This window comes from Nocardia brasiliensis ATCC 700358, from assembly GCF_000250675.2.
GTDB classification, from domain to species: domain Bacteria; phylum Actinomycetota; class Actinomycetes; order Mycobacteriales; family Mycobacteriaceae; genus Nocardia; species Nocardia brasiliensis_B.
On record NC_018681.1, the window covers coordinates 8,994,439 to 9,013,648 of the forward strand.

Annotated in this window: 17 protein-coding genes; 6 read left to right on the forward strand and 11 right to left on the reverse strand. The window is 68.4% G+C overall.

Annotated elements, in window-relative coordinates:
• The first annotated feature begins 48 nt into the window (after positions 1–48).
• The 3 genes from O3I_RS40290 to O3I_RS40300 all read left to right on the forward strand — a co-directional run bounded on the left by O3I_RS40290 (position 49) and on the right by O3I_RS40300 (position 2,616).
• The gene (locus O3I_RS40290; RefSeq protein ID WP_041563177.1) at positions 49–1,422 is read left to right on the forward strand and encodes a sensor histidine kinase; all 1,374 of its coding nucleotides are present in this window, start codon (positions 49–51) and stop codon (positions 1,420–1,422) included.
• Entirely contained in the window at positions 1,419–2,072 is a 654-nt protein-coding gene (locus tag O3I_RS40295) for a LuxR C-terminal-related transcriptional regulator (RefSeq protein WP_014988831.1), read from the forward strand. The genes O3I_RS40290 and O3I_RS40295 overlap by 4 nt, the downstream gene beginning before the upstream one ends.
• 97 nt (positions 2,073–2,169) lie before the next feature.
• Positions 2,170–2,616, forward strand: coding sequence for a DUF3592 domain-containing protein (locus tag O3I_RS40300; protein ID WP_014988832.1), 447 nt, complete (start codon positions 2,170–2,172; stop codon positions 2,614–2,616).
• A gap of 9 nt (positions 2,617–2,625) precedes the next feature.
• Here the strand turns inward: O3I_RS40300 and O3I_RS40305 are convergent, their stop codons facing one another.
• The 8 genes from O3I_RS40305 to O3I_RS40340 form a co-directional block, all read right to left on the reverse strand.
• Positions 2,626–3,309, reverse strand: coding sequence for a lysoplasmalogenase family protein (locus O3I_RS40305; RefSeq protein WP_014988833.1), 684 nt, complete (start codon positions 3,307–3,309; stop codon positions 2,626–2,628).
• 3 nt (positions 3,310–3,312) lie between these two features.
• Complete coding sequence (locus tag O3I_RS40310; RefSeq protein WP_014988834.1) at positions 3,313–4,371, reverse strand: beta-ketoacyl-ACP synthase 3; 1,059 nt, start codon at positions 4,369–4,371, stop codon at positions 3,313–3,315.
• Positions 4,372–4,415: 44 nt separating this feature from the next.
• Positions 4,416–4,997, reverse strand: coding sequence for an orotate phosphoribosyltransferase (gene pyrE / locus O3I_RS40315; protein WP_014988835.1), 582 nt, complete (start codon positions 4,995–4,997; stop codon positions 4,416–4,418).
• Between the two features lie 2 nt (positions 4,998–4,999).
• Positions 5,000–5,812, reverse strand: a complete 813-nt coding sequence (locus tag O3I_RS40320; protein ID WP_014988836.1) for an SDR family NAD(P)-dependent oxidoreductase — start codon at positions 5,810–5,812, stop codon at positions 5,000–5,002.
• 46 nt (positions 5,813–5,858) lie between these two features.
• Positions 5,859–6,992, reverse strand: coding sequence for a hypothetical protein (locus tag O3I_RS40325; protein WP_141691723.1), 1,134 nt, complete (start codon positions 6,990–6,992; stop codon positions 5,859–5,861).
• A 76-nt stretch (positions 6,993–7,068) separates the two neighbouring features.
• Positions 7,069–7,866 (reverse strand): DUF5666 domain-containing protein, encoded by a 798-nt coding sequence (locus O3I_RS40330; protein ID WP_014988838.1) that lies wholly within the window; start codon positions 7,864–7,866, stop codon positions 7,069–7,071.
• A gap of 122 nt (positions 7,867–7,988) precedes the next feature.
• Positions 7,989–10,544: an ATP-dependent chaperone ClpB gene (clpB, locus tag O3I_RS40335; protein WP_014988839.1), complete on the reverse strand. Its 2,556-nt coding sequence runs from the start codon at positions 10,542–10,544 to the stop codon at positions 7,989–7,991.
• Positions 10,545–10,756: 212 nt separating this feature from the next.
• Positions 10,757–12,478, reverse strand: coding sequence for a Clp protease N-terminal domain-containing protein (locus tag O3I_RS40340; RefSeq protein WP_014988840.1), 1,722 nt, complete (start codon positions 12,476–12,478; stop codon positions 10,757–10,759).
• A 155-nt stretch (positions 12,479–12,633) separates the two neighbouring features.
• Between O3I_RS40340 and O3I_RS40345 the strand changes: the two genes are divergently transcribed.
• The 3 genes from O3I_RS40345 (at position 12,634) to O3I_RS40355 (ending at position 15,750) form a co-directional block, all read left to right on the forward strand.
• On the forward strand, positions 12,634–13,569 hold the full coding sequence (locus tag O3I_RS40345; protein ID WP_014988841.1) for an NADP-dependent oxidoreductase: 936 nt from the start codon (positions 12,634–12,636) through the stop codon (positions 13,567–13,569).
• A gap of 226 nt (positions 13,570–13,795) precedes the next feature.
• On the forward strand, positions 13,796–14,953 hold the full coding sequence (locus tag O3I_RS40350) for an FAD-binding oxidoreductase (protein WP_014988842.1): 1,158 nt from the start codon (positions 13,796–13,798) through the stop codon (positions 14,951–14,953).
• A 14-nt stretch (positions 14,954–14,967) separates the two neighbouring features.
• Positions 14,968–15,750 carry an FAD-binding oxidoreductase gene (locus O3I_RS40355; RefSeq protein ID WP_014988843.1) on the forward strand — a complete coding sequence of 261 codons (783 nt, stop codon included), beginning with the start codon at positions 14,968–14,970 and terminating at the stop codon, positions 15,748–15,750.
• Between the two features lie 122 nt (positions 15,751–15,872).
• Here O3I_RS40355 and O3I_RS40360 read toward each other — a convergent pair whose 3' ends face one another.
• The 3 genes from O3I_RS40360 to dnaJ all read right to left on the reverse strand — a co-directional run bounded on the left by O3I_RS40360 (position 15,873) and on the right by dnaJ (position 19,162).
• Entirely contained in the window at positions 15,873–17,042 is a 1,170-nt protein-coding gene (locus O3I_RS40360) for an FAD-binding oxidoreductase (protein WP_014988844.1), read from the reverse strand.
• Positions 17,043–17,594: 552 nt separating this feature from the next.
• Positions 17,595–18,002 (reverse strand): heat shock protein transcriptional repressor HspR, encoded by a 408-nt coding sequence (locus O3I_RS40365; protein WP_014988845.1) that lies wholly within the window; start codon positions 18,000–18,002, stop codon positions 17,595–17,597.
• A complete protein-coding gene (dnaJ, locus tag O3I_RS40370) occupies positions 18,002–19,162 on the reverse strand; it encodes a molecular chaperone DnaJ (protein WP_014988846.1) in 1,161 nt (386 codons plus the stop codon). The genes O3I_RS40365 and dnaJ overlap by 1 nt, the downstream gene beginning before the upstream one ends.
• Positions 19,163–19,210: the final 48 nt, after the last annotated feature.

The following is a 19,210-nucleotide window of genomic DNA, read 5'->3' on the forward strand; positions in this document are numbered from 1 at the left end:
GCGGACAGCTCCATCGAATCGCGACGCCGCGCCGACAACCATGGAGCCATGACCGAGACACACGCCGAACCCACGCTGGTGCTCGACCCGATGCCCGGTAAAACCCGGTCGACGGCCGAGCAGGCGTTTCGTGCCGTCCTTCGCGCGCCGTTCCAGGCGCGATTCTGGAAAGAACTCGTCTACGTCTTCACCGCGTTCGTGCTCGGCTGCATCGCCGTGGTCTACCTGTACGCGGCGTGGGGCGGCGGATTGCTGATCTCCTTCACCGTCATCGGCCTGCCCATCCTCGCGCTGGTCCTGCTCGGCGGCCGCTTCTGGGGCCGGATCTACCGGGCGCTGGTCAAGGACCTGCTCGGCACGCCGCTGACGCCGCCGCCGACGTTCGCGCCGACGCCGGGACTCGTCGGCTTCCTCAAGAGCGCCTTCACCGATCTGGCCAGCTGGCGCGCCACGCTGTTCCTCATCGCGCAGGCGGTGCTCGGCGTCGTGGTCGGATACCTAGCGCTCATCGTGGTCGCGATGACGGTGTTCGTCGCGGTCTCGCCGATCCTGTGGGTGCTCTTCGATCCGATCAACGTCGATGCCGATGGCGTGGAACATCATTCGTTCGCCCAGTTCGGCGATTTCTACATCGACACCTGGCCCCGGGTGCTCGGCTTCGCCGCGCTCGGCGTCCTCGGCTGCTTCGCGCTGCCCTGGCTGCTGCGCGCGCTCTGCTGGCTGCACCGGCTGCTGGCCATGGCCCTGTTGACCGCGACCGCGCGCGATCAGCGGATCACCGAGCTGCAGCAGGGCAGGCAGGCCGCGGTCGACGATTCCACCGCCACCCTGCGCCGGCTGGAGCGCGACCTGCACGACGGCACCCAGGCCCGGCTGGTCACCATCGCCATGGCGCTCGGCCGGGCCGAGGACCGGCTCGAGGCCGGCGGTGATCCACGCGATCTGATCGCCGACGCGCACGCATCGTCCAAGGAGGCGCTGACCGAGCTGCGCGAGCTGGTGCGCGGAATCCATCCGCCCGCACTGGAACTCGGCCTCGGGCCGGCGCTGGAAACGCTCACCGCGCGCTGCTCGGTGCCGACCGAACTGCGGGTGCACCTGCCCGAGCGGCCCAACCCGGCGGTCGAGGCGATCGCCTACTTCTCCGTCGCGGAGCTGCTCACCAACGTGGTCCGGCACGCCACCGCGACCCGTGCCTGGGTGTCGGTGCTGCCGAACGACGCGCACACCATCGCGATCACCGTGCGGGACAACGGCATCGGCGGCGTGCTGCAACCGGCCGAAGGTCAACTCGCCGCGGGCAGTGGGCTTTCCGGCTTGGCCGCGCGGGCACGCACGGTCGACGGGTCGCTGACCGTGCAGAGCCCCACCGGCGGCCCGACCGTGATCACGATCCTGCTACCGAAGGAAGGCTCACGATGACGGAGTCACTGCGCATCGTGATCGCCGAGGACAGCGCGATCCTGCGCGACGGACTCGCCGGCTTGCTGACCGAACGCGGCCACCAGGTGGTCGCGATGGTCGGCGACGCGACGACGCTGAGCGACGTGGTCGGCACGCACAACCCCGACGTCGCCGTGGTGGATGTGCGGATGCCGCCCAGCTTCACCGACGAGGGCCTGCTCGCCGCCATCGAGTTGCGCCGCAAATATCCGATGACCGGAGTGCTCGTCTTCTCCCAGTGGGTGGAAACCCGCTACGCCACCGAGCTGCTGGCCGGCGGCGCGAGCGGCGTCGGTTATCTGCTCAAGGACCGGGTCGCCGATGTCCGCGATTTCGTCGACGCCCTGCACCGCGTCGCCACCGGCGGCACCGCACTCGATCCAGAGGTGGTGAGCCAACTGATGGGCGCCTCGAAACAGCAGGATTCGCTGACCCGCCTGACACCGCGCGAGCGCGAGGTGCTCGAACTGATGGCGCAGGGCCTGTCCAACAACGCCATCGCGACCAGCCTCACCGTCACAGAACGCGCGGTGGAGAAGCACATCGGCAACATCTTCACCAAACTCGATCTGCCGCCGTCGGACACCCACCACCGCCGCGTGCTCGCGGTACTGCGCCTCAAGGGCTGAACCCCTTACCGCGGCCGCCCCTATCGAGCCCGATCCGCGCATGTCAGCACCAGTGCGGGCCTATCCTGGAAGCCGGACAGTCGGGGTGGAGGCTGGTATGGACCACGGGCGAATCTTGCGCACGGTGCTCGGAGTCACCGCCGGTTACCTCGTGTTGCTCGGCCTGTGGCTCGGGTGGCTGGTCCACCACACGCCGCCCGGCACGCTGCCGTACCAGATCGTGGCGCTGGTCGGGCTTTTCGGCACCTGCCTCGGCATCGGGATGATGCTGGCGGCCCGCCCGTCCAAGGCGGATCGGCGACTCTGGCGGCACGGGCTGGAGGGCTGGGCGACCGTGCACGGCGTGCATCCGTTGCGGCCCACCGACCATCACAGCGAGCTCACCGAACTGGACCTGGAACTCACCGTGCCCGGATCCGAAACCTACCGGGGCACCATAGTTTTCGATGTCACCCCGGCGGACAAGCCGAAACTCGCGGTCGGCGAGACCATTTCGATCCGGGTCGACCCGGCCAACCGGGACCGGATCATCGTCGTGCTGTGAGCGGGCGGTTCAGGCGTGCGCGTCCGGATCGGCGAGCAGGAACTGGGCGGCGGCATAGGTCGTGAGAATGACGCCCTCGGTGATCCGGCGGCTGCGCTCGCCGCGCGCGAACAGCTTGCGCGCCACGATGAGCCCGTCGGAGACGGTGAACAGCAGCGCGCCGAGCGCCAGCCTGCTGCGCGGATCGGCATTGGGGATGTTCACGCCCGCAACGTTTTTCGCGTCCCGGGCCAGGGCCGGATCGGAGGCGAGCACACCCGCGGTGCCCAATGTCGCGCCGTAGGCGGTGAGCGGCAACGCCACGGTGGGCGCCTTGGCCCGTAACAACGCGGCCGCACCGAGCCAGGCCGCCAATCGCGGTCCGGCGATGACGGCCCGCGGCCGGGCGCCCTTGCGCAACCACAGCGCGGTGTACCCGGCCTGCATCACCGCGAACGACGACGCCCCGGCGATCAGGCGCCGGTCGTCGTCCGGATCGATGAGCAGGATGTCGCCCAGTGTCGCGGCGCCGAGCGCACCGAGCAGGACGGTGCGATCGGTCTTGTCGAGCGCCACGTCGCTCGTGGCGACGTCTGCCGCCAGCAGCGGCATCAGCAGTGGCTTCGCGAGCCACTGCGCCCGTTCACGGCCGGTCACCGCACCGTAGACGGTGACCGCGGCCGCGGCCAGGAACCCGGCCCGGAACTTTCGCATGGCTCAGAAGCTCGGCTCGACCGGCTTCGGCGGCAGGGTGACGACCTGCCCCGCGTAGCTCAGGCCGGCGCCGAACCCGAGCAGCAGCGCCAGCTGACCGCCCTTCGCCTTGCCGGTGACCAGCATCTCCTCCATGGCCAGCGGGATGGACGCGGCCGAGGTGTTGCCGGTGTTCTCGATGTCGTTGGCCATCGGGATATCGTCGGCCAGGCCCAGATTCTTCTTCATCAACTCGTTGATCCGCGCGTTGGCCTGGTGCGGGATGAACACCTCGATGTCCTCCTTGGCCACCCCGGACACCTCCAGCGCGGTGGACAGTGCGCGCGGCAAAGTGACGGCGGCCCAACGGAATACGCGCGGGCCCTCCATCCGCAGCGACATCCGGCCGATCGGCTCTACCGCCGGATCGGTGCCCTGCATCGCCTGGGCCTTCTCCATGTAGTCGAGGAAGTTCACGTCCTGGGCGATCGCGGCGGCGTTCTCGCCGTCGCTGCCCCACACGGTCGGCGAGATGCCGTTCTCCTCACTCGGCCCGATCACCACCGCGCCCGCGCCGTCGCCGAAGATCATCGCGGTGCCGCGGTCGGTCGGGTCCAGTCCGACCGTCATCGTCTCGGCGCCGATCAGCAGCACGTAGTCGGCCGAACCCGCCCGGATCAGATCGGCCGCGACCCCGAGTCCGTAGCCGAAACCGCCGCAGCCGGAGGTCAGGTCGAACGCCGGGATGCCGTTGATCCCCAGGTCATGCGCAATGGACGGGGCGCCGTGCGGGGTGAGCATGAGCCAGCTCGACGTCGCGAGAATCAGCGCGCCGATCTTCGAGCGATCGATCCCGCTGTTCACCAGCGCGCGTTCGCCCGCCGCGGCCGCGATCGACCGCAGCGTCTCGTCACCGCTGATCCAGCGGCGGTTGCGAATGCCGGTGCGGTCGTAGATCCACTCAGGATTGGAGTCCAGCACCTCGCACACGTCCGCATTGCTGACAATGCGCTCCGGCCGATAGGCGCCGATACCGAGCATCGCAACGTTGTCGCGATTCTTGTTGATTGCAATGCTCACCACTGAAGATGACCCTTCACCTTTGCAGAACTAGACCGCTGTCCAGGCTAGCTCAGCGCCAGATCCTTCAATCCGAGGATGGAGCGGTACTCCAGGCCCTCGGCGGCGATCACCTGATCAGCCCCGGTTTCCCGGTCCACCACGGTGGCGACGCCGACCACCGTCGCGCCCGCGTCGCGCAGCGCGCGCACGGCCGTGAGCGGGGAGTTTCCGGTGGTGGTCGTGTCCTCGACGACCAGCACCCGCTTGCCGACGATGTCGGGGCCCTCGATCTGGCGCTGCATGCCGTGCGCCTTGGCGGCCTTGCGCACCACGAACGCGTCGATCGGCCGGCCCGGCGCATGCATGACCGCGAACGCGACCGGGTCGGCGCCCATGGTCAGTCCGCCGACGGCGTCGAAGTCCCAGTCGGCCACCAATTCGCGTAGCAGCTTGCCGATCAGCGGTCCCGCGTCGTGGTGCAACGTCGCCCGGCGCAGGTCGACGTAGTAGTCGGCCTCCTTGCCCGACGACAGGGTGACCCTGCCGTGCACCACGGCCAGCTCGCGCACCAGCGCGGCCAATCTATCTCGGTCGGAACCGGCGGTGGTGCCCAGCGCCGACTCGTTGGTGGTTGCCTCGTCGATCATTCCTAAGTCCTTCCGCGTGCGTTGAACAAGCCGCGATTCAGTCGGGCCGCCAGGTTTCGCGGGATCATTCCGGCGACGGTGGTGAGCGCTTTGTACTGCATGCCGGGCACACTCAGTACCCGGCCTTTCTCCAGATCACGCAGGGAACCGGCAACCACCTGGTCGACGCTGAGCCACCAGGCTTTCGGCAGCGACGACTTATCGATGCCGGCTCGCTCGTGGAATTCGGTGCGCACGAATCCCGGGCACAGGGCCTGGACCCGGACACCCGTTCCGGCCAGTCCACCTGCCAACCCTTCCGTGAAGGATACGACGTAGGCCTTGGCCGCCGAATACGTCGATCCACGTCCGGGGATCACCCCGGCCACACTGGCCAGATTGATCACCGAGCCGTTCGCCGCCGCGATCATCGCGGGCAACGCGGCCCGGGTGAATTGCACCACCGCGGTGACGTTGACGTCCACTTCGGCCTGCAGTTCCTCGGGCGGGAGCGCCCAGAAAGGCTCGGCATGCGCGAATCCGGCGTTGTTGACCAGGAATTCGACGCCGGCCCGCAACCGGGCCGCCACCCGCTCCCGGGCCGCCGGACTGGTCAGGTCGGTGACGAGCACCTCGCACCGGGTGCCGAACCGGTGCTGCAGCGCGTTGGCGAGGGTCACCAGGCGCTGTTCGTCCCGGGCGACGAGCACCAGGTCATAGCCGAGCGAGGCCAGGCGCATCGCGTAGCCGTGCCCGATACCCGAGGTGGGTCCGGTGATCAACGCCACGGGCCTGCTCGCGCCGGGCAGGCGCGGCGGCACGGGGTGTTCGGTCATCGGTGCTCGGTCGGTCGGACGGCGGTCACCCTGCCGACACGGCCGGTCACTGCGGCACAGGTCCCTGGTACGGACGGAACCCGGGGTGGAACGGCCCACCCGGCGGTTCGGCCGCACGATCGTCCTCGCGCGGAACCTGGCGGCGGTCGGGCTGCTCGTCGGCCCAGTCGTTGTCCGCGTGCTCGTCGCGCGGCGCGGGCGACCAGGTGTCGCGTGGTGCGGGCGACCAGTCGTCGGCGGCCTCGGGCTCCTCGCGCAAGCGCGGCTCTTCGCGGACCCGTGGTTCTTCCCGGACCCGGGCGCGCGCGTCCGGCACGACGGCGAGCGAAGGGCGGCGCGGCGGTTCCGGTTCGTTCGGCGCGGACAGCGGGGCGCGCTCGTCGAAGTCCCCGTCGTAGTCCTGTTCGACGAAAGGCGGCTCGTCGTAGTCCTCGTCCTTGCGCAGCCGCGGCGGCTGCACGCGGGCGGCGCCCACGGGCTCGTCCAGTTCGTCGTCGAGTTCCTCGTCGCGGGCTCGGCCCCGCGGCCGCGGCCGGCCCGGATCGTGATCACCGCTGTCGAAGCGCGGCTCGCTCACCGGCGGCAGTACGTGCAGCAGGCCGGACAGGCGCAGCACCGCGTCGATCGAGGTCTCCCATTCGCGCGAGGAGGTGCCCACCGACAGCATGCCCAGCGTCCAGTTGCCTTCGCTCCACAGCATCTGCACGGTGTCGGGCAGCGTCTCGATGAACGCGACCATCCGCTGATCGACTGCGTGCCTGGCGATTTCGGGGTTGGTCGCGAAGACCACCCGGTCGCCGATCGCGCCGAGCAGTTCGAGGTCGGCGTCCTTGGGCGGCGAGGCCGTCTTGAGCCGCATGTCCACGTCGATATCCGAACCGATCTGGCGCCGCACCGCGATCAGCGTCGCGGCGTCCTCCAGATCGAAGAGCACGAACTTCTCGCCCTTGCGAATGCCGGACACCACGTCCACCGCGGACAGGTAGCCCAGTTTGGCCAGCGCACCGCGCCGCCACGTCGAGGGGAGCGCCGGCTCCACCGACACATACGTGTAGCCCTGGGATTTCGCCCAGACCTGCCGCGCGTGACCGGTCCGCTGCCGCTGGATCCGATCGAAATACAGCAGCACGATCGCACCCACGAGTGCGATCGCCGCCAAGCCGAACCACATTGCCGTCATCGCCGTCCAGCCTAATGGAAGCGGCCGGAGGCGGTCTGTTCTCGGCCGCGCGCCGAGCGTGTGAAAGCGAGCCGGTTCATCTCGGGCCTCCGGGAAGCGACGTGCTGATGATGACCTTGGCGTGGATCGTCCCGTCGGCGCCCTTATCGCCCTGGATCAGGACGATATCGCCTTTGGGCAGGTCGGAGACCTTGGTGCCGGACACCGAGATCACCTGGGTGTTCGCATCGGTACGCACGGTGACCGTGGCGTTGGTCAGCGTGCTGACCGTGAGGGTGCCGCCGTCGTTGGCGGTGATGGTGCCCATGGTGGTGCCGAGCGCATCGATGCCGGGCAGCCCGGGCAGGCTCGGCAGCACGGTCGGATTGGGTTGCCCGGTGCGGGGCGTCACCGGCGTCCGGTTGGCGGTCGGCAGGGCCGAGGTGTTCGCGGCCGTGGACGAATCGGAGTCCTTGCCGCTCAGCACGACACCCGCGACCACGCCGGCGACACCGACCAGCAGCACCACCGCGAGACCCAACGCGATCCACAGACCGGTGTTGCGCTTCGGCGGCTCCGGCGGCATGCCGAGACCGGGCGGGACCGGACCGCCCGGCGGCGCGTCCACCGGCGCTGCGGCCCACTGGTTTCCGTAGGTGCTCTCGTAGCCGCCCCACTGGTTGTCGGCGGGCGGGAATTCGCGGGTTGCGTTCGGTGGGGGCGGTGACCACGGCTCGAACTGCTCGGTCGCCGGATACGCCGAGGGCGCGCCGGACCCGTACGCCTCGGAATACTCCGTGGTGTGCAGCGGCTGCTCGAACCCGGACTTGCCCGCCAGGTGCTCGGTCGGCGCATCCTCCGGCCGCTGTCCCCACGGATCGTTCGGGTTGGTCATGGACTCCAGGTTAGGCGTTACCGGGCCCGCGCCGGGGTCATGCGCGACAGGAATTCGGACTGCGCCCGGATAACAGCGTCACGGCGCCATCGGTCCGACCGGACCGATGGCGCCGTGATGCCTTACTTGCCGACGATGAGCCCGTCACCGTCCGGCGTGACGGTCACCTTCACGGTGTCGCCGTCGGCGACCTCACCCGAGAGCAGCTCCTTGGCGAGCGTGTCGCCGATGGCCTGCTGCACCAGCCTGCGCAGCGGCCGCGCACCGTAGACCGGGTCGTAACCACGCACTGCCAGCCAGAACCGGGCCGAATCGCTCACGTCCAGCTTCAGCCTGCGCTGCGCGAGCCGCTTCTGCAGCTGCTCGAGCTGGATGTCGACGATGTGCTCGAGCTGTTCCTCGTCGAGCGCGTGGAACATCACCACGTCGTCGAGGCGGTTGAGGAACTCCGGCTTGAACGCCGAACGCACCGCGTTCATCACGAACTCGCGTTCGCCGCCCGCACCGAGGTTCGAGGTCAGGATCAGGATGGTGTTGCGGAAGTCCACCGTGCGGCCCTGGCCGTCGGTGAGCCGTCCCTCGTCGAGCACGGCGAGCAGGATGTCGAACACGTCCGGGTGCGCCTTCTCGATCTCGTCGAACAGCACCACCGTGTACGGCCTGCGCCGCACCGCCTCGGTCAGCTGACCGCCCTGGTCGTAACCGACGTATCCGGGCGGCGCGCCGACCAGGCGAGCCACCGCGTGCTTCTCGCTGTATTCGCTCATGTCGATCCGGACCATGGCGCGTTCGTCGTCGAACAGGAAGTCCGCCAACGCTTTCGCCAGCTCCGTCTTACCGACGCCGGTGGGCCCGACGAACATGAACGAGCCGGTCGGCCGGTTCGGGTCCGCGACTCCGGCGCGCGCCCGGCGCACCGCGTCCGATACCGCCTGCACCGCCTCGGTCTGGCCGACCACGCGCTTGCCCAGCTCCTGCTCCATCCGCAGCAGCTTCTGCGTCTCGCCTTCGAGCAGCCGGCCCACCGGGATACCGGTCCAGGCGGCGACCACCTCGGCGATATCGTCCGGGCCCACTTCCTCTTTCAGCATCACGTCGCCGTCGCCCGCGGTCTTCGACGTGCGTTCGGCCTCGGCCAGTTGCGATTCCAGCTCCGGAATGTCCTTGTAGCGCAGCTTGGACACCTTCTCCAGGTCGCCCTCGCGGTCGGCGCGCTCCTCCTCGCCGCGCAGCACCTCCAGTTCCTTCTTCAGCACCTGGACCTGATCGATCGCCTTCTTCTCGTTCTGCCAGCGGGTGGTCAGCTGGTTGAGTTCCTCACGGGCATCGGCCAATTCGGAACGCAGCTTCTCCAGGCGCTGCTTGGAGGCCTCGTCGGTCTCCTTGGTCAGCGCGAGTTCCTCGATCTCGAGCCGGCGCACCGCGCGCTCGATCTGATCGATTTCCACTGGGCGGGAATCGATTTCCATCTTCAGCCGGGACGCGGACTCGTCGACCAGGTCGATCGCCTTGTCCGGCAGGAAGCGCGAGGTGATGTAGCGGTCGCTGAGGCTGGCCGCGGCGACCAGCGCGGAGTCGGTGATCCGCACGCCGTGGTGGTTCTCGTAACGCTCCTTGAGCCCGCGCAGGATGCCGATGGTGTCCTCCACCGACGGCTCCCCGACCAGCACCTGCTGGAAGCGGCGCTCCAAGGCGGCGTCCTTCTCGATGTGCTTGCGGTACTCGTCCAGCGTGGTCGCGCCGACCAGGCGCAGTTCACCGCGGGCCAGCATCGGCTTGATCATGTTGCCCGCGTCCATCGCGGACTCGCCCGTCGCGCCGGCGCCGACGATGGTGTGCAGTTCATCGATGAACGTGATGATCTGTCCCGCACTGTTTTTGATGTCCTCGAGCACCGCCTTGAGCCGTTCCTCGAACTCGCCGCGATACTTGGCGCCGGCGACCATCGCGCCGAGATCCAGCGAGACGACGGACTTGCCGCGCAACGACTCCGGCACGTCACCGGCGACGATGCGCTGCGCGAGACCCTCGACGATGGCGGTCTTGCCGACACCCGGCTCGCCGATGAGCACCGGGTTGTTCTTGGTGCGACGGCTCAAAACCTGTACCACGCGGCGGATTTCGGCGTCTCGCCCGATCACCGGGTCGAGCTTGCCCTCCTCGGCGGCCGCGGTGAGGTCGGTGGAGTACTTCTCCAGCGCCTGGTAACTGCCTTCGGGTTCCGGGCTGGTCACCCGCGCACTGCCGCGCACGGTGGTGAACGCCTCGCGCAGCGCGTCGGCGCTCGCGCCGTACTTCACGAGCAGCATCGTCACGTCGGAATCGCCCTTGGCCAGGCCGACCATGACGTGCTCGGTGGAGACGTACTCGTCGCCCAGCTCGGTGGCCAGGTGCTGGGCGGCGGTGATCGCGGCCAGCGCCTCGCGGCCGAGTTGCGGTGTGGTGGTGGCGCCGCTCGCCTTGGGCAGCCGCTCCACGATGTCCTGGGCCTCGCGCCGGACCGACGCCGGGTCGACGCCGACGGCCTTCAGCAGCGGGGCGGCGATGCCGTCGGTCTGATCCAGCAACGCCACCAGCAAATGGGCCGGACGAATCTCCGGGTTGCCCGCAGCGGAGGCCGCCTGCAGTGCGGCGGTCAGGGCCGCCTGAGTTTTGGTGGTGGGATTGAACGAGTCCACAAGTCACCTTCCTGCTAGTCGATGTGGCGGCTCCGGAGCCTGATCCGCACGAAACCCTTCGCACGGCTCCGTGCCGTTCCTAACGTCCAACGTCGGAAAGGTTGAGTCTGTTCCGCTCAAGTTCAGTTGTTTTCCCGTGCGGTGAAACGGTACGCCGGGACGCGGGCGAACAGGACGAATCGCGCCGCCCGCGCCGGATCGATGCCGGGCGGTCAGCTCAGGTTCAACCGGTCGACCGGGAGACCCGCCCACTCCGAGACCACGGCAGCGATATGCCAGTCCTCGATCTGTCCGACGGATACCGCCAGGGGTGCTCCGGCAGATTCCGCTCGTTCGACTACTCGCCGCTCCAGGTGCGGGATCGTGCGGTAGCGCAGCTCGGACGCCCGGCCGAAATCACCGGCGCGTTCGGCGCGCTCGTAGTCGGTCCGGGCGTCGGCCAATTGCTGCGCGAGGTCACGATCGACGATGCGGTCCTCCTCCAGCCATCTCCCGGTGATCCGGTTCAGGTCGTCCTGCAGGTCCATCACTCGATCGACGGTCCGCTGCCGATCCCGCCATTCGGTCAGCAGCTGGGAAAGCCGGGCACGAGCGGTCGCGAGTTCGGACCGCAGCCGGCTCGAACGCTCGGCAACCTGCTCGGCCGGCTCTTGCTTCAGCGCCGTCTGTTCGGTTTCGAGGCGGCGGATCGTGTCCTGGAGCTCGTCGACGTCGACCGGCCGATCGAGCGTCGCCATGCGCAGCCGCGCGGCAGCCACGTCGATCAGCTGAATTGCCTTGTCCGGCAACGGCCCGGGCAGATGGCGGTCGGCGAGCACCACGGCGGCCTGTACCGCGTAGTCGGTGATCCGCACTTGATGGTGCGCCTCGTAGCGCGGCCGGACGCCGCACAGCATGGCGACGGCGTCCGCCTGGCTCGGCTCCCGCACCTCGACCTGCTGGAAGACCCGGGTCAGCGCGCTGTCGTGCGCGACGAGCCGGGCGTACCGCTCGGGCGTCGCCGTACCGACGAGGCGCAGCGCCGGACGCGCGAGTACGGGCGCGAGCACCGTGGTGACGGTCGTCGCGTATGCGTCGGCCACCGTGGCGAGCGTAGGCAGTTCATCGATCACGACGACAGCGCGTCCGGCCCGGTCCTCGATGCCGTCCAGCACCGCGGTGAGCCGCTGTTCGAACTCGCCGAAACCGCGTGCCCCGGCCACCATCGCGAGCAGATCGAGGGCGATGACGAGGTTGTCGCGCAACAGGTCCGGCGCCTCGCCCGCCACGATCCGCTGCGCGAGGCCCGCGATGATCGACGTCTTGCCGACGCCGTCCGCGCCGACGAGCACCGCGGCCTTTCTGCCGCGCAGGCTCGATATCAGGGCCAGCTGCCGGATTTCGGCGTATCGCCCGACGACCGGGTCGAGTTCGCCGCCTCGGGCCAGCTCGGTGAGATCGGTGGTGTACTCGCGCAGCGCCCAGCGGCTGTTCGCCGGATCCGCATCGGCGATCGCGCCGCTCGGTTCGGCAGGCAGCACGGCATGCAGCGTCTCCGCGGTGACGCCGTGTGCCGCGAGCAGTCCCGCCTCCGCCGTATCGCTTGCCACCAGACCGAGCACGACGTGCTCGGTCGACACGTGCGCCACCCCCGACTCGGTCGCGGCCCGGCGCGCCGCAGTGCACACCGCGAGCGCGTCGCGACCGAGCTGCGGGACGACACTCGCGTCGGAGGTGGTCGGCAGCTGGTCCGCGAGATCCTGTGCGCCACGGCGCACGACAATCGGGTCGGCGCCGACGGCCTGCAGCAGCGCGGCGACCGCGCCGTCGGTGTGATCGAGCATCGAGATCAACAGGTGCGCGGGTGCGATCTCCGGATTACCCGCGGCGAATGCCGTCTGCAACGCGGTGGTCAGGGCGGCTTCGGTCTTGCTGGTCGGATTGAACGTGTCCACCGCTCCACTACTAGCCGACCGCGGGACGGCTCGAACCGGAACGCCGCGACACCCGCCAATGCGATGAATCACAGTGTCCGCGGGGTATGGATGCATACGATGAGCCTGGCCGTTAGTTGATGCATCACTCTTCACCCGACCGAGGGAGCGAATGCATGCGCGCGATCGTGGTACAGAAGTTCGGAGCGACACCCGAGCTGGTCGACATGCCGGTCCCCGAGCCGGGACCGGGGACCGTCCGGGTGCAGCTCGAGGCGGCGGGCGTCAACCCGTTCGACGCGAAAATGGCCGACGGGATCCTGGACGGCAAGATGCCCCACGATTTTCCGATGATCCTCGGCGTCGACGGCGCGGGCACCGTCGCCACCGTCGGGCCCGGGGTAAGCCGCTTCGCCGTCGGTGACCGGGTGGTGGGCAAGTTCCTGACGCCGCCCGCGGGGCACGGCAGCTTCGCCGAGTTCGCGGTGATTCCGGAGAGCGGCATCCTGGTGCCCATCCCCGACGGCGTGCCGACCGCGACGGCCGCCGCGGTGCCTACCGCGGGCGTCACCGCACAGGACCTGGTCGACGCGACCGGGATCGAACCGGGCCAGACAGTGCTCATCGTCGGCGCCACCGGCGGGGTGGGCTCCTTCCTGGTCCAGCTGGCGAACATGGCGGGGGCGCAGGTGATCGCCACCGCCCGCGCCGTGGTCGCGGACCAGATGACCCGGCTGGGCGCGGCCGAGACCGTCGACTACGCCGCGGGCTCGATCGGCGCGCAGGTCGGCGCCGCGCACCCCGACGGCATCGACGTGCTCTACGACCTGGTGAGCCCGCCCGCGGCGCTGGCCTACCTGCTCGGCCTCGTGCGTCCCGGCGGCGCGGTGTACTCCACCATCTGGTCCACCGACGAGAACGCGCTGCGGGCCAAGGGACTGCGCGGCGGCAACCTCCAATCCAGCGGCGGCGCAGCGGAATTGGCCCGTTTGCTGGACCGGGTCGCCGAAGGTGACGTAGTGGTGCCGATCGACGCGACCATCCCCCTCGCCGACGGGGTGAGTGTGCTCGGCGCCACCGGTGCCCGCGGCAAAACCGTCCTCGCGATCTGAGTACCCTCGACGGCGGCAGCGCGCTCCCGACAAGCCGCGACTGTCATGATGTGATTTCCGCATCAAGGCCGTAACAGCGGGCGTTAGCCCGACGGTTACCGTTTGGTCTGGGCTTCAGGGACATACCCGCCCCGACCACGGGGAATTCAGGGATACTGGTCCGCGGAGGACAGCCGGTTACGGGTAGGTCCCCGGGCAGAAACTGAGGGAAAGGAAACACCGCGTCGTGGATGCGCGTTCGGCTGCGCTGGTCCGCGCCAACTTCCGTTCGGTGATAGAGGCGCCGAACGGATCCGAGCGGTTGGTCAGTGCGTTCTACGGTCATTTGTTCGCCGAGAACCCGCAACTGCGTGAACTCTTCCCGCCTGCGATGGACATGCAGGCGAAGCGGATCGTCACGGCCATCCAGTATGTGCTCGACCATCTGGAGGATTGGGGACGGGCGCAGAAATTCCTCGAGCAGCTGGCGCGGGATCACCGCAAGTACGGCGTCGACGCGGCGCACTACGACGCGGCGGGCCGCGCGCTGCTGTCCGCCTTCCGCGCCTACAACGGCGCCGCCTGGCACCGTGGCCTGGAGGAGGGCTGGCGCGACATCACGATCCTGATCTCGGCGTCCATGGCGATCGGCGCGAATTCCGACAAATCGCAGCCGTTCTGGGAGGCGACCGTGGTCGGGCACCGGCGGGTGCTCGAGGATCTGGCCATCGTGCGATTGCAGTCCGAGAGCCCGATTCCGTATCAGGCCGGTCAGTACGTGCCGCTCACGGTGCCGCAGCGGCCCAAGATGTGGCGCTATTTCTCGCCCGCGATTCCCGCGAACCCGTACGGCGAGATCGAATTCCACATCCGCAAGATCCGCGGCGGCTGGGTGAGCCCCGCCATCGTCAACGAGACCAGGGTCGGTGACCGCTGGCAGATCGCCGGTCCGCTCGGCGGCCTGCACGTGGATCGGGAAAGCGGCCGCGATGTGCTGATGATCGGCGCGGGCACCGGCATCGCGCCGCTGCGCGCCCAGCTGATCGAGATGGGCCAGCGGGGCATCAATCCGCGGGTGCATTTCTTCATCGGCGGCCGCTACCCCTGCGATCTCTACGACGTGGAGAACATGTGGCAGCTCTCGCAGAGCAATCCGTGGCTCACCATCGTGCCGGTCTGCGAACAGAAGACCAATCCGTGGTGGTATCCACATCCGCCGCAGGAAGAGCCGTACGGCATGCATCGGCGGTTGATCGGTAACCTGGGCGCGGTGGTCGCGAGCTTCGGCGCGTGGGCGGACCGGCAGATCCAGATCGCCGGATCGGCGAAGATGATCGCGGATACCCGCCGGGCGTTGATCGCGGTCGGTACTCCGGAGCACATCATCAGCTCCGATCCTGTGTGATGAAGGAGGCCCCAATGGTGGGGGACCCTGGTGCGCGTGGCAACGGCGCACCGCAGCCGCCCGAGTGGACCGCGACGGTGGTCGGGCATCATCGAATCCGCCACGACCTGGCGGTGATTCGCTTGATCGGCGAGTTCGTCCCGTTCGTCGCGGGGCAGTCGGTCGAGGTGACGGTGCCGCAGCAACCGAGCATGCGGCGCAGGTTGTCTCCGGCGCTGCCGCCCTCGCTGGACGGCAAGCTGGAGTTCCACGTGCGCACCGTGCCGGGCGGCTGGTGCAGCGGTTCCATCGTGGCCGACACCAAAGCGGGCGACGAATGGAAGATCCGGGCGCCCCTCGGCGGTTTCACGGTCGACCCCGAGGGCGACGAGGTGGTGATGATCGCGGGCGGCACCGGACTCGCGCCGATGCGGGCGCAGATCCTGGACCTGGCCCGCGCGCCGGAACCGCCGCGCACCTATCTGTTCTTCGGCGGGCACTCCCCGCGTGAGCTCTACGCCTCCGACATGCTGTACCTGCTCGCCGATGAATTGCCTTGGCTCACGGTCATTCCCGTGGTGGAGAGCCCGGACGACCCGAGCTGGGTGGACGAGTGGTACGAGCACAGCCGCGTCGACATCGGCTTCCCGCCGGACGACATGCTGTTCGGCACGCTCGCCGAAGTGGTCGGCTCGCACGGCGCCTTCGAGAATCACCAGGTGCTGGTCTGCGGGTCGCCGCGGATGGTCAGCGCGACCGTCGACCGCCTGCTGGAAACCGGAACTCCGCCGGAGCTCATCCAATTCGAGGGTTTGTAACCCGGCTCGGGTTTGTCACCCGCCGAGCGCCCGGGAGACCGGAATCCGGCCGCGGTACTGGGCACGGCCGGATTCCGGATCGGTCCGGGATTACGGGAGGGGTCGAAATCCCGGACGGCCGGTCAGAACAGCGGGTCGTGGCGGATGTTCTTGGTGAGCGTCCCCGCGGCCATCAGGCGGAACTTGGTGGTCTGCACCATCGAGGGTGAACCGACGATCTGCACGTCCCGGTCGGCCCAGGCGCCGTAGCCGGAGACCACCTTGCCGATCTGTCCGGTCAACCGGGGCTCCAAACCGGTCCAGTTCGGCGCCAGCGCGCCGGAATCCTGGTACCACCAAGGGTTTTCCTCGTGTTCGGTCACCGGCGTCACGGTCAGCCAGCGGTTCGCGACGGCGAGGCTGTTGAGCGTGTCGAGATCGTAGAGGTCGCACGGATGGTGGCCGCCGACGAACAGGTGCACCTTCGGGTTGGTCCGGCGCTGCGCCATCGCCATCAACTGGGCGCGCAGCGGCGCGATACCGGTGCCGCAGCCGACCATCAGCATCTTGCGTTTCGCGTTGCGCGGGATGCCGAGCCCGCCGAGCGGCGCGCCGAGCAGCCACTTGTCGCCGATCGCGGTGTGGCCGACGATGGCCGAGCTGACCCAGCCGCCGAGCACGCTGCGAATGTGGAATTCGATCTCGCCGTTGGCATTTGCCGGCACGGCGGGCGACATATAGCGCCACATCCGGGGCCGCGACGGCACCTGCACGCTCATGTACTGGCCCGCGGCGTATTGCATCGGCTGGTCGAGCTGGAGCCGCACGATGGACAGATTACGCAGTACCGCACGGCTTTCCACGACGGTACCGGTCCAGACCGGCGGCGTGGTCTCCTTCTCCGCGGCGCCGATCATGGTGTCGCCGATGATCGTCAGGCCTTCGTCCCAGGCCCGGTCCACCTCGTCGGTCCACATCTCGGTGCCCGCGTAGAGCCGCATCGCGGTCTTCAGCGAGTTGGCGACCGCGGCGTAATGCTCGCGCTGCACACCGTATTTGCGATGGTCGCGCCCGAGCTGGGCGAGGAAGGGCAACAGCTTGTTCGGCTCCTCGAGCCGGTCCAGCGCGTAGCCGATGGCCTTGACAAGGCGATCACGCTGTGCGTCCATGGCTGCCGGGAAGAAATCGCGGGCTTGGGGGTAGTCGGTGAAGAGGATCGAATAGAACGATCTCGCTAATTTCTCCTGCCCCCCTTCCTCCGCAGCAACCGCCTTGAACGTCGTTCTGATCAAAGCGACAGTCCGCGAATCCATTTGTGTCACAACCCCATTTCGCACTCGAACACAAAGCTGTGCCGGCGAGTGAGGTGCTGCGGGACACTCGTCAGCAGCCGTTGCCAAGGAGTGTATGCGAGGTTTGCCAGCTACGGAATCCTCCGTTTAAACATCAAGCGTGTAATTCCCCTGAAACGAGGATCCGCAGCGTGAAACGCCGAGCAAACAGACTGAAAGACCGTAAAAACAGGTGAAATCGGTCACAGACACACTGAATTTGCAAGGCCCACTTTGAAAAACTCGGGCCTGGAGCGATCACGCGGCAACTTCTGGACAGTCCGTTGGTCACCCGAGCAGACACCGGGCACGGCGGGACCGCGGGGGTCGGCGGCGAAATTCGGCGCGGAGCAGGACCGCGCGGATCGAATACGCGAAGCGCTGCCGCACACCGGCTCTCGGCTTACCTTTGGCAAACCTTGCGAACGATGCTCCCGCAACGCCGTCGGGCCCCCTGACCTCGGAACACGAATTGTGTGCCGGGACAAGGGGCCCGATGGTTAGCCAGCCGTATTCAGCGTTGTTGCGCGAGATCTAGCTTCCGCGACGATTACGGGGCTGCCACACCACCAGCGCGGTACTGCGTTGCGGCGGCGAGAGATCGGGCCGGTAGCCCGCCCGCAGCCGATCCAGCTCGGCCGCCAGCTCGGCGACGCGCTGTTGCAGTTCCTCGACCTGATTGGTGAGCTCGATGATGCGCTTGATGCCCGCCAGGTTGACGCCCTCGTCCTGGGACAACCGCTGCACCTCGCGCAGCAGTTCGACGTCCCTGGTCGAGTAGCGTCGCCCGCCACCCGAAGTACGTTGTGGCGTAACCAGTCCCAGTCGGTCATAGGTGCGCAGCGTCTGCGCGTGCATGCCCGCCAGTTGAGCCGCCACCGAGATCATGAAGAACTCGGCTCGTGACGCCCCACCGGACGCCCGCTTCGGATCATTGGACATCAAGCACCTGCCCATCCTGCCCGTGGATCGAATCCGCTGGCCTTTTCCGCGTCCGCGTAGCGCCGCAGCGCCTCGGCCGCGTTGTCATCCAACTTCTGCGGCACCGCGACCTTGACGGTGACCAGCAGGTCACCGGCGCCGCCGCCGCGCTTGGGCACGCCCCGGCCGCGCACCCGTAGGATGCGGCCGTCCGCGGTGCCGGGCGGCACCTTGACACCGACGCGCCCCTCCAGTGTCGGCACGGAAACCGTTGTGCCGAGCACCAATTCGTTGTAACTGACCGGCAACACCAGGGTCAGGTCGTCGCCGTTGCGGCCGAAGACCTTGTCCTGGCTGACGTGCACGCTGACGAACAGATCGCCCGACGGCGCGCCGCGCAACCCGGCCTCGCCCTGACCGGCGAGCCGAATCCGCTGGCCGTCACTGACACCCGGCGGGATCCGCACCGTGATGGTCCGAGTCCGGTTCTGGATGCCGCTGCCATGGCAGTCGACGCACGGGTCGTCGATGATCGAGCCGGTGCCCCGGCAGTCATCGCACGGCTCGCTGAAACCGAAGGCGCCCTGGTTGCGGCTGATGATGCCGGTTCCGTTGCAGTGCGGGCAGACCCGAGGGCTGGTGCCCGGCTTGGCACCGCTGCCGTGACAGGTGGTGCACGGCGACGGACTGGTCATCCGCAGCGGAACGGTGACGCCCTGCGCGGCCTCCCGGAAACCGAGGGTCGTCTCGGTCTCCACGTCGGCCCCGCGGCGCGGGCGGCTCGCGGTCCGCGTGCCGCCCCGGTTGAACAGGCCGCCCAGCAGGTCACCGAGGCCACCGTCGCCCGCGTTCGCGTTGCCGAAGATGTCACCGATGTTGAAGTCCTGCGAGAAGCCGCCACCCGCACCGGGGGTGAACCCGCCGCCGCGCGGATATCCGCCACCCGCGAACAACTTCCGGGTGTCGTCGTACTCTTTGCGCTTCGCCGGATCCGACAGCACCGCATGCGCTTCGCTGACGGTCTTGAACCGTTCCTCGGCCTTGCTGTCGCCGGGGTTGGCATCCGGATGCAAGTCGCGAGCGAGCTTGCGGTACGCCTTCTTGATCTCGTCCTGTGAGGCGCTGGAGGAGACACCCAGCTCCTTGTAGAAGTCCTTTTCGATCCACTCCCGTTGACTCACCGGATATCTCCTCCTCTCACAGTCCTGGGGTTGCGGCGCGCCGCGCCG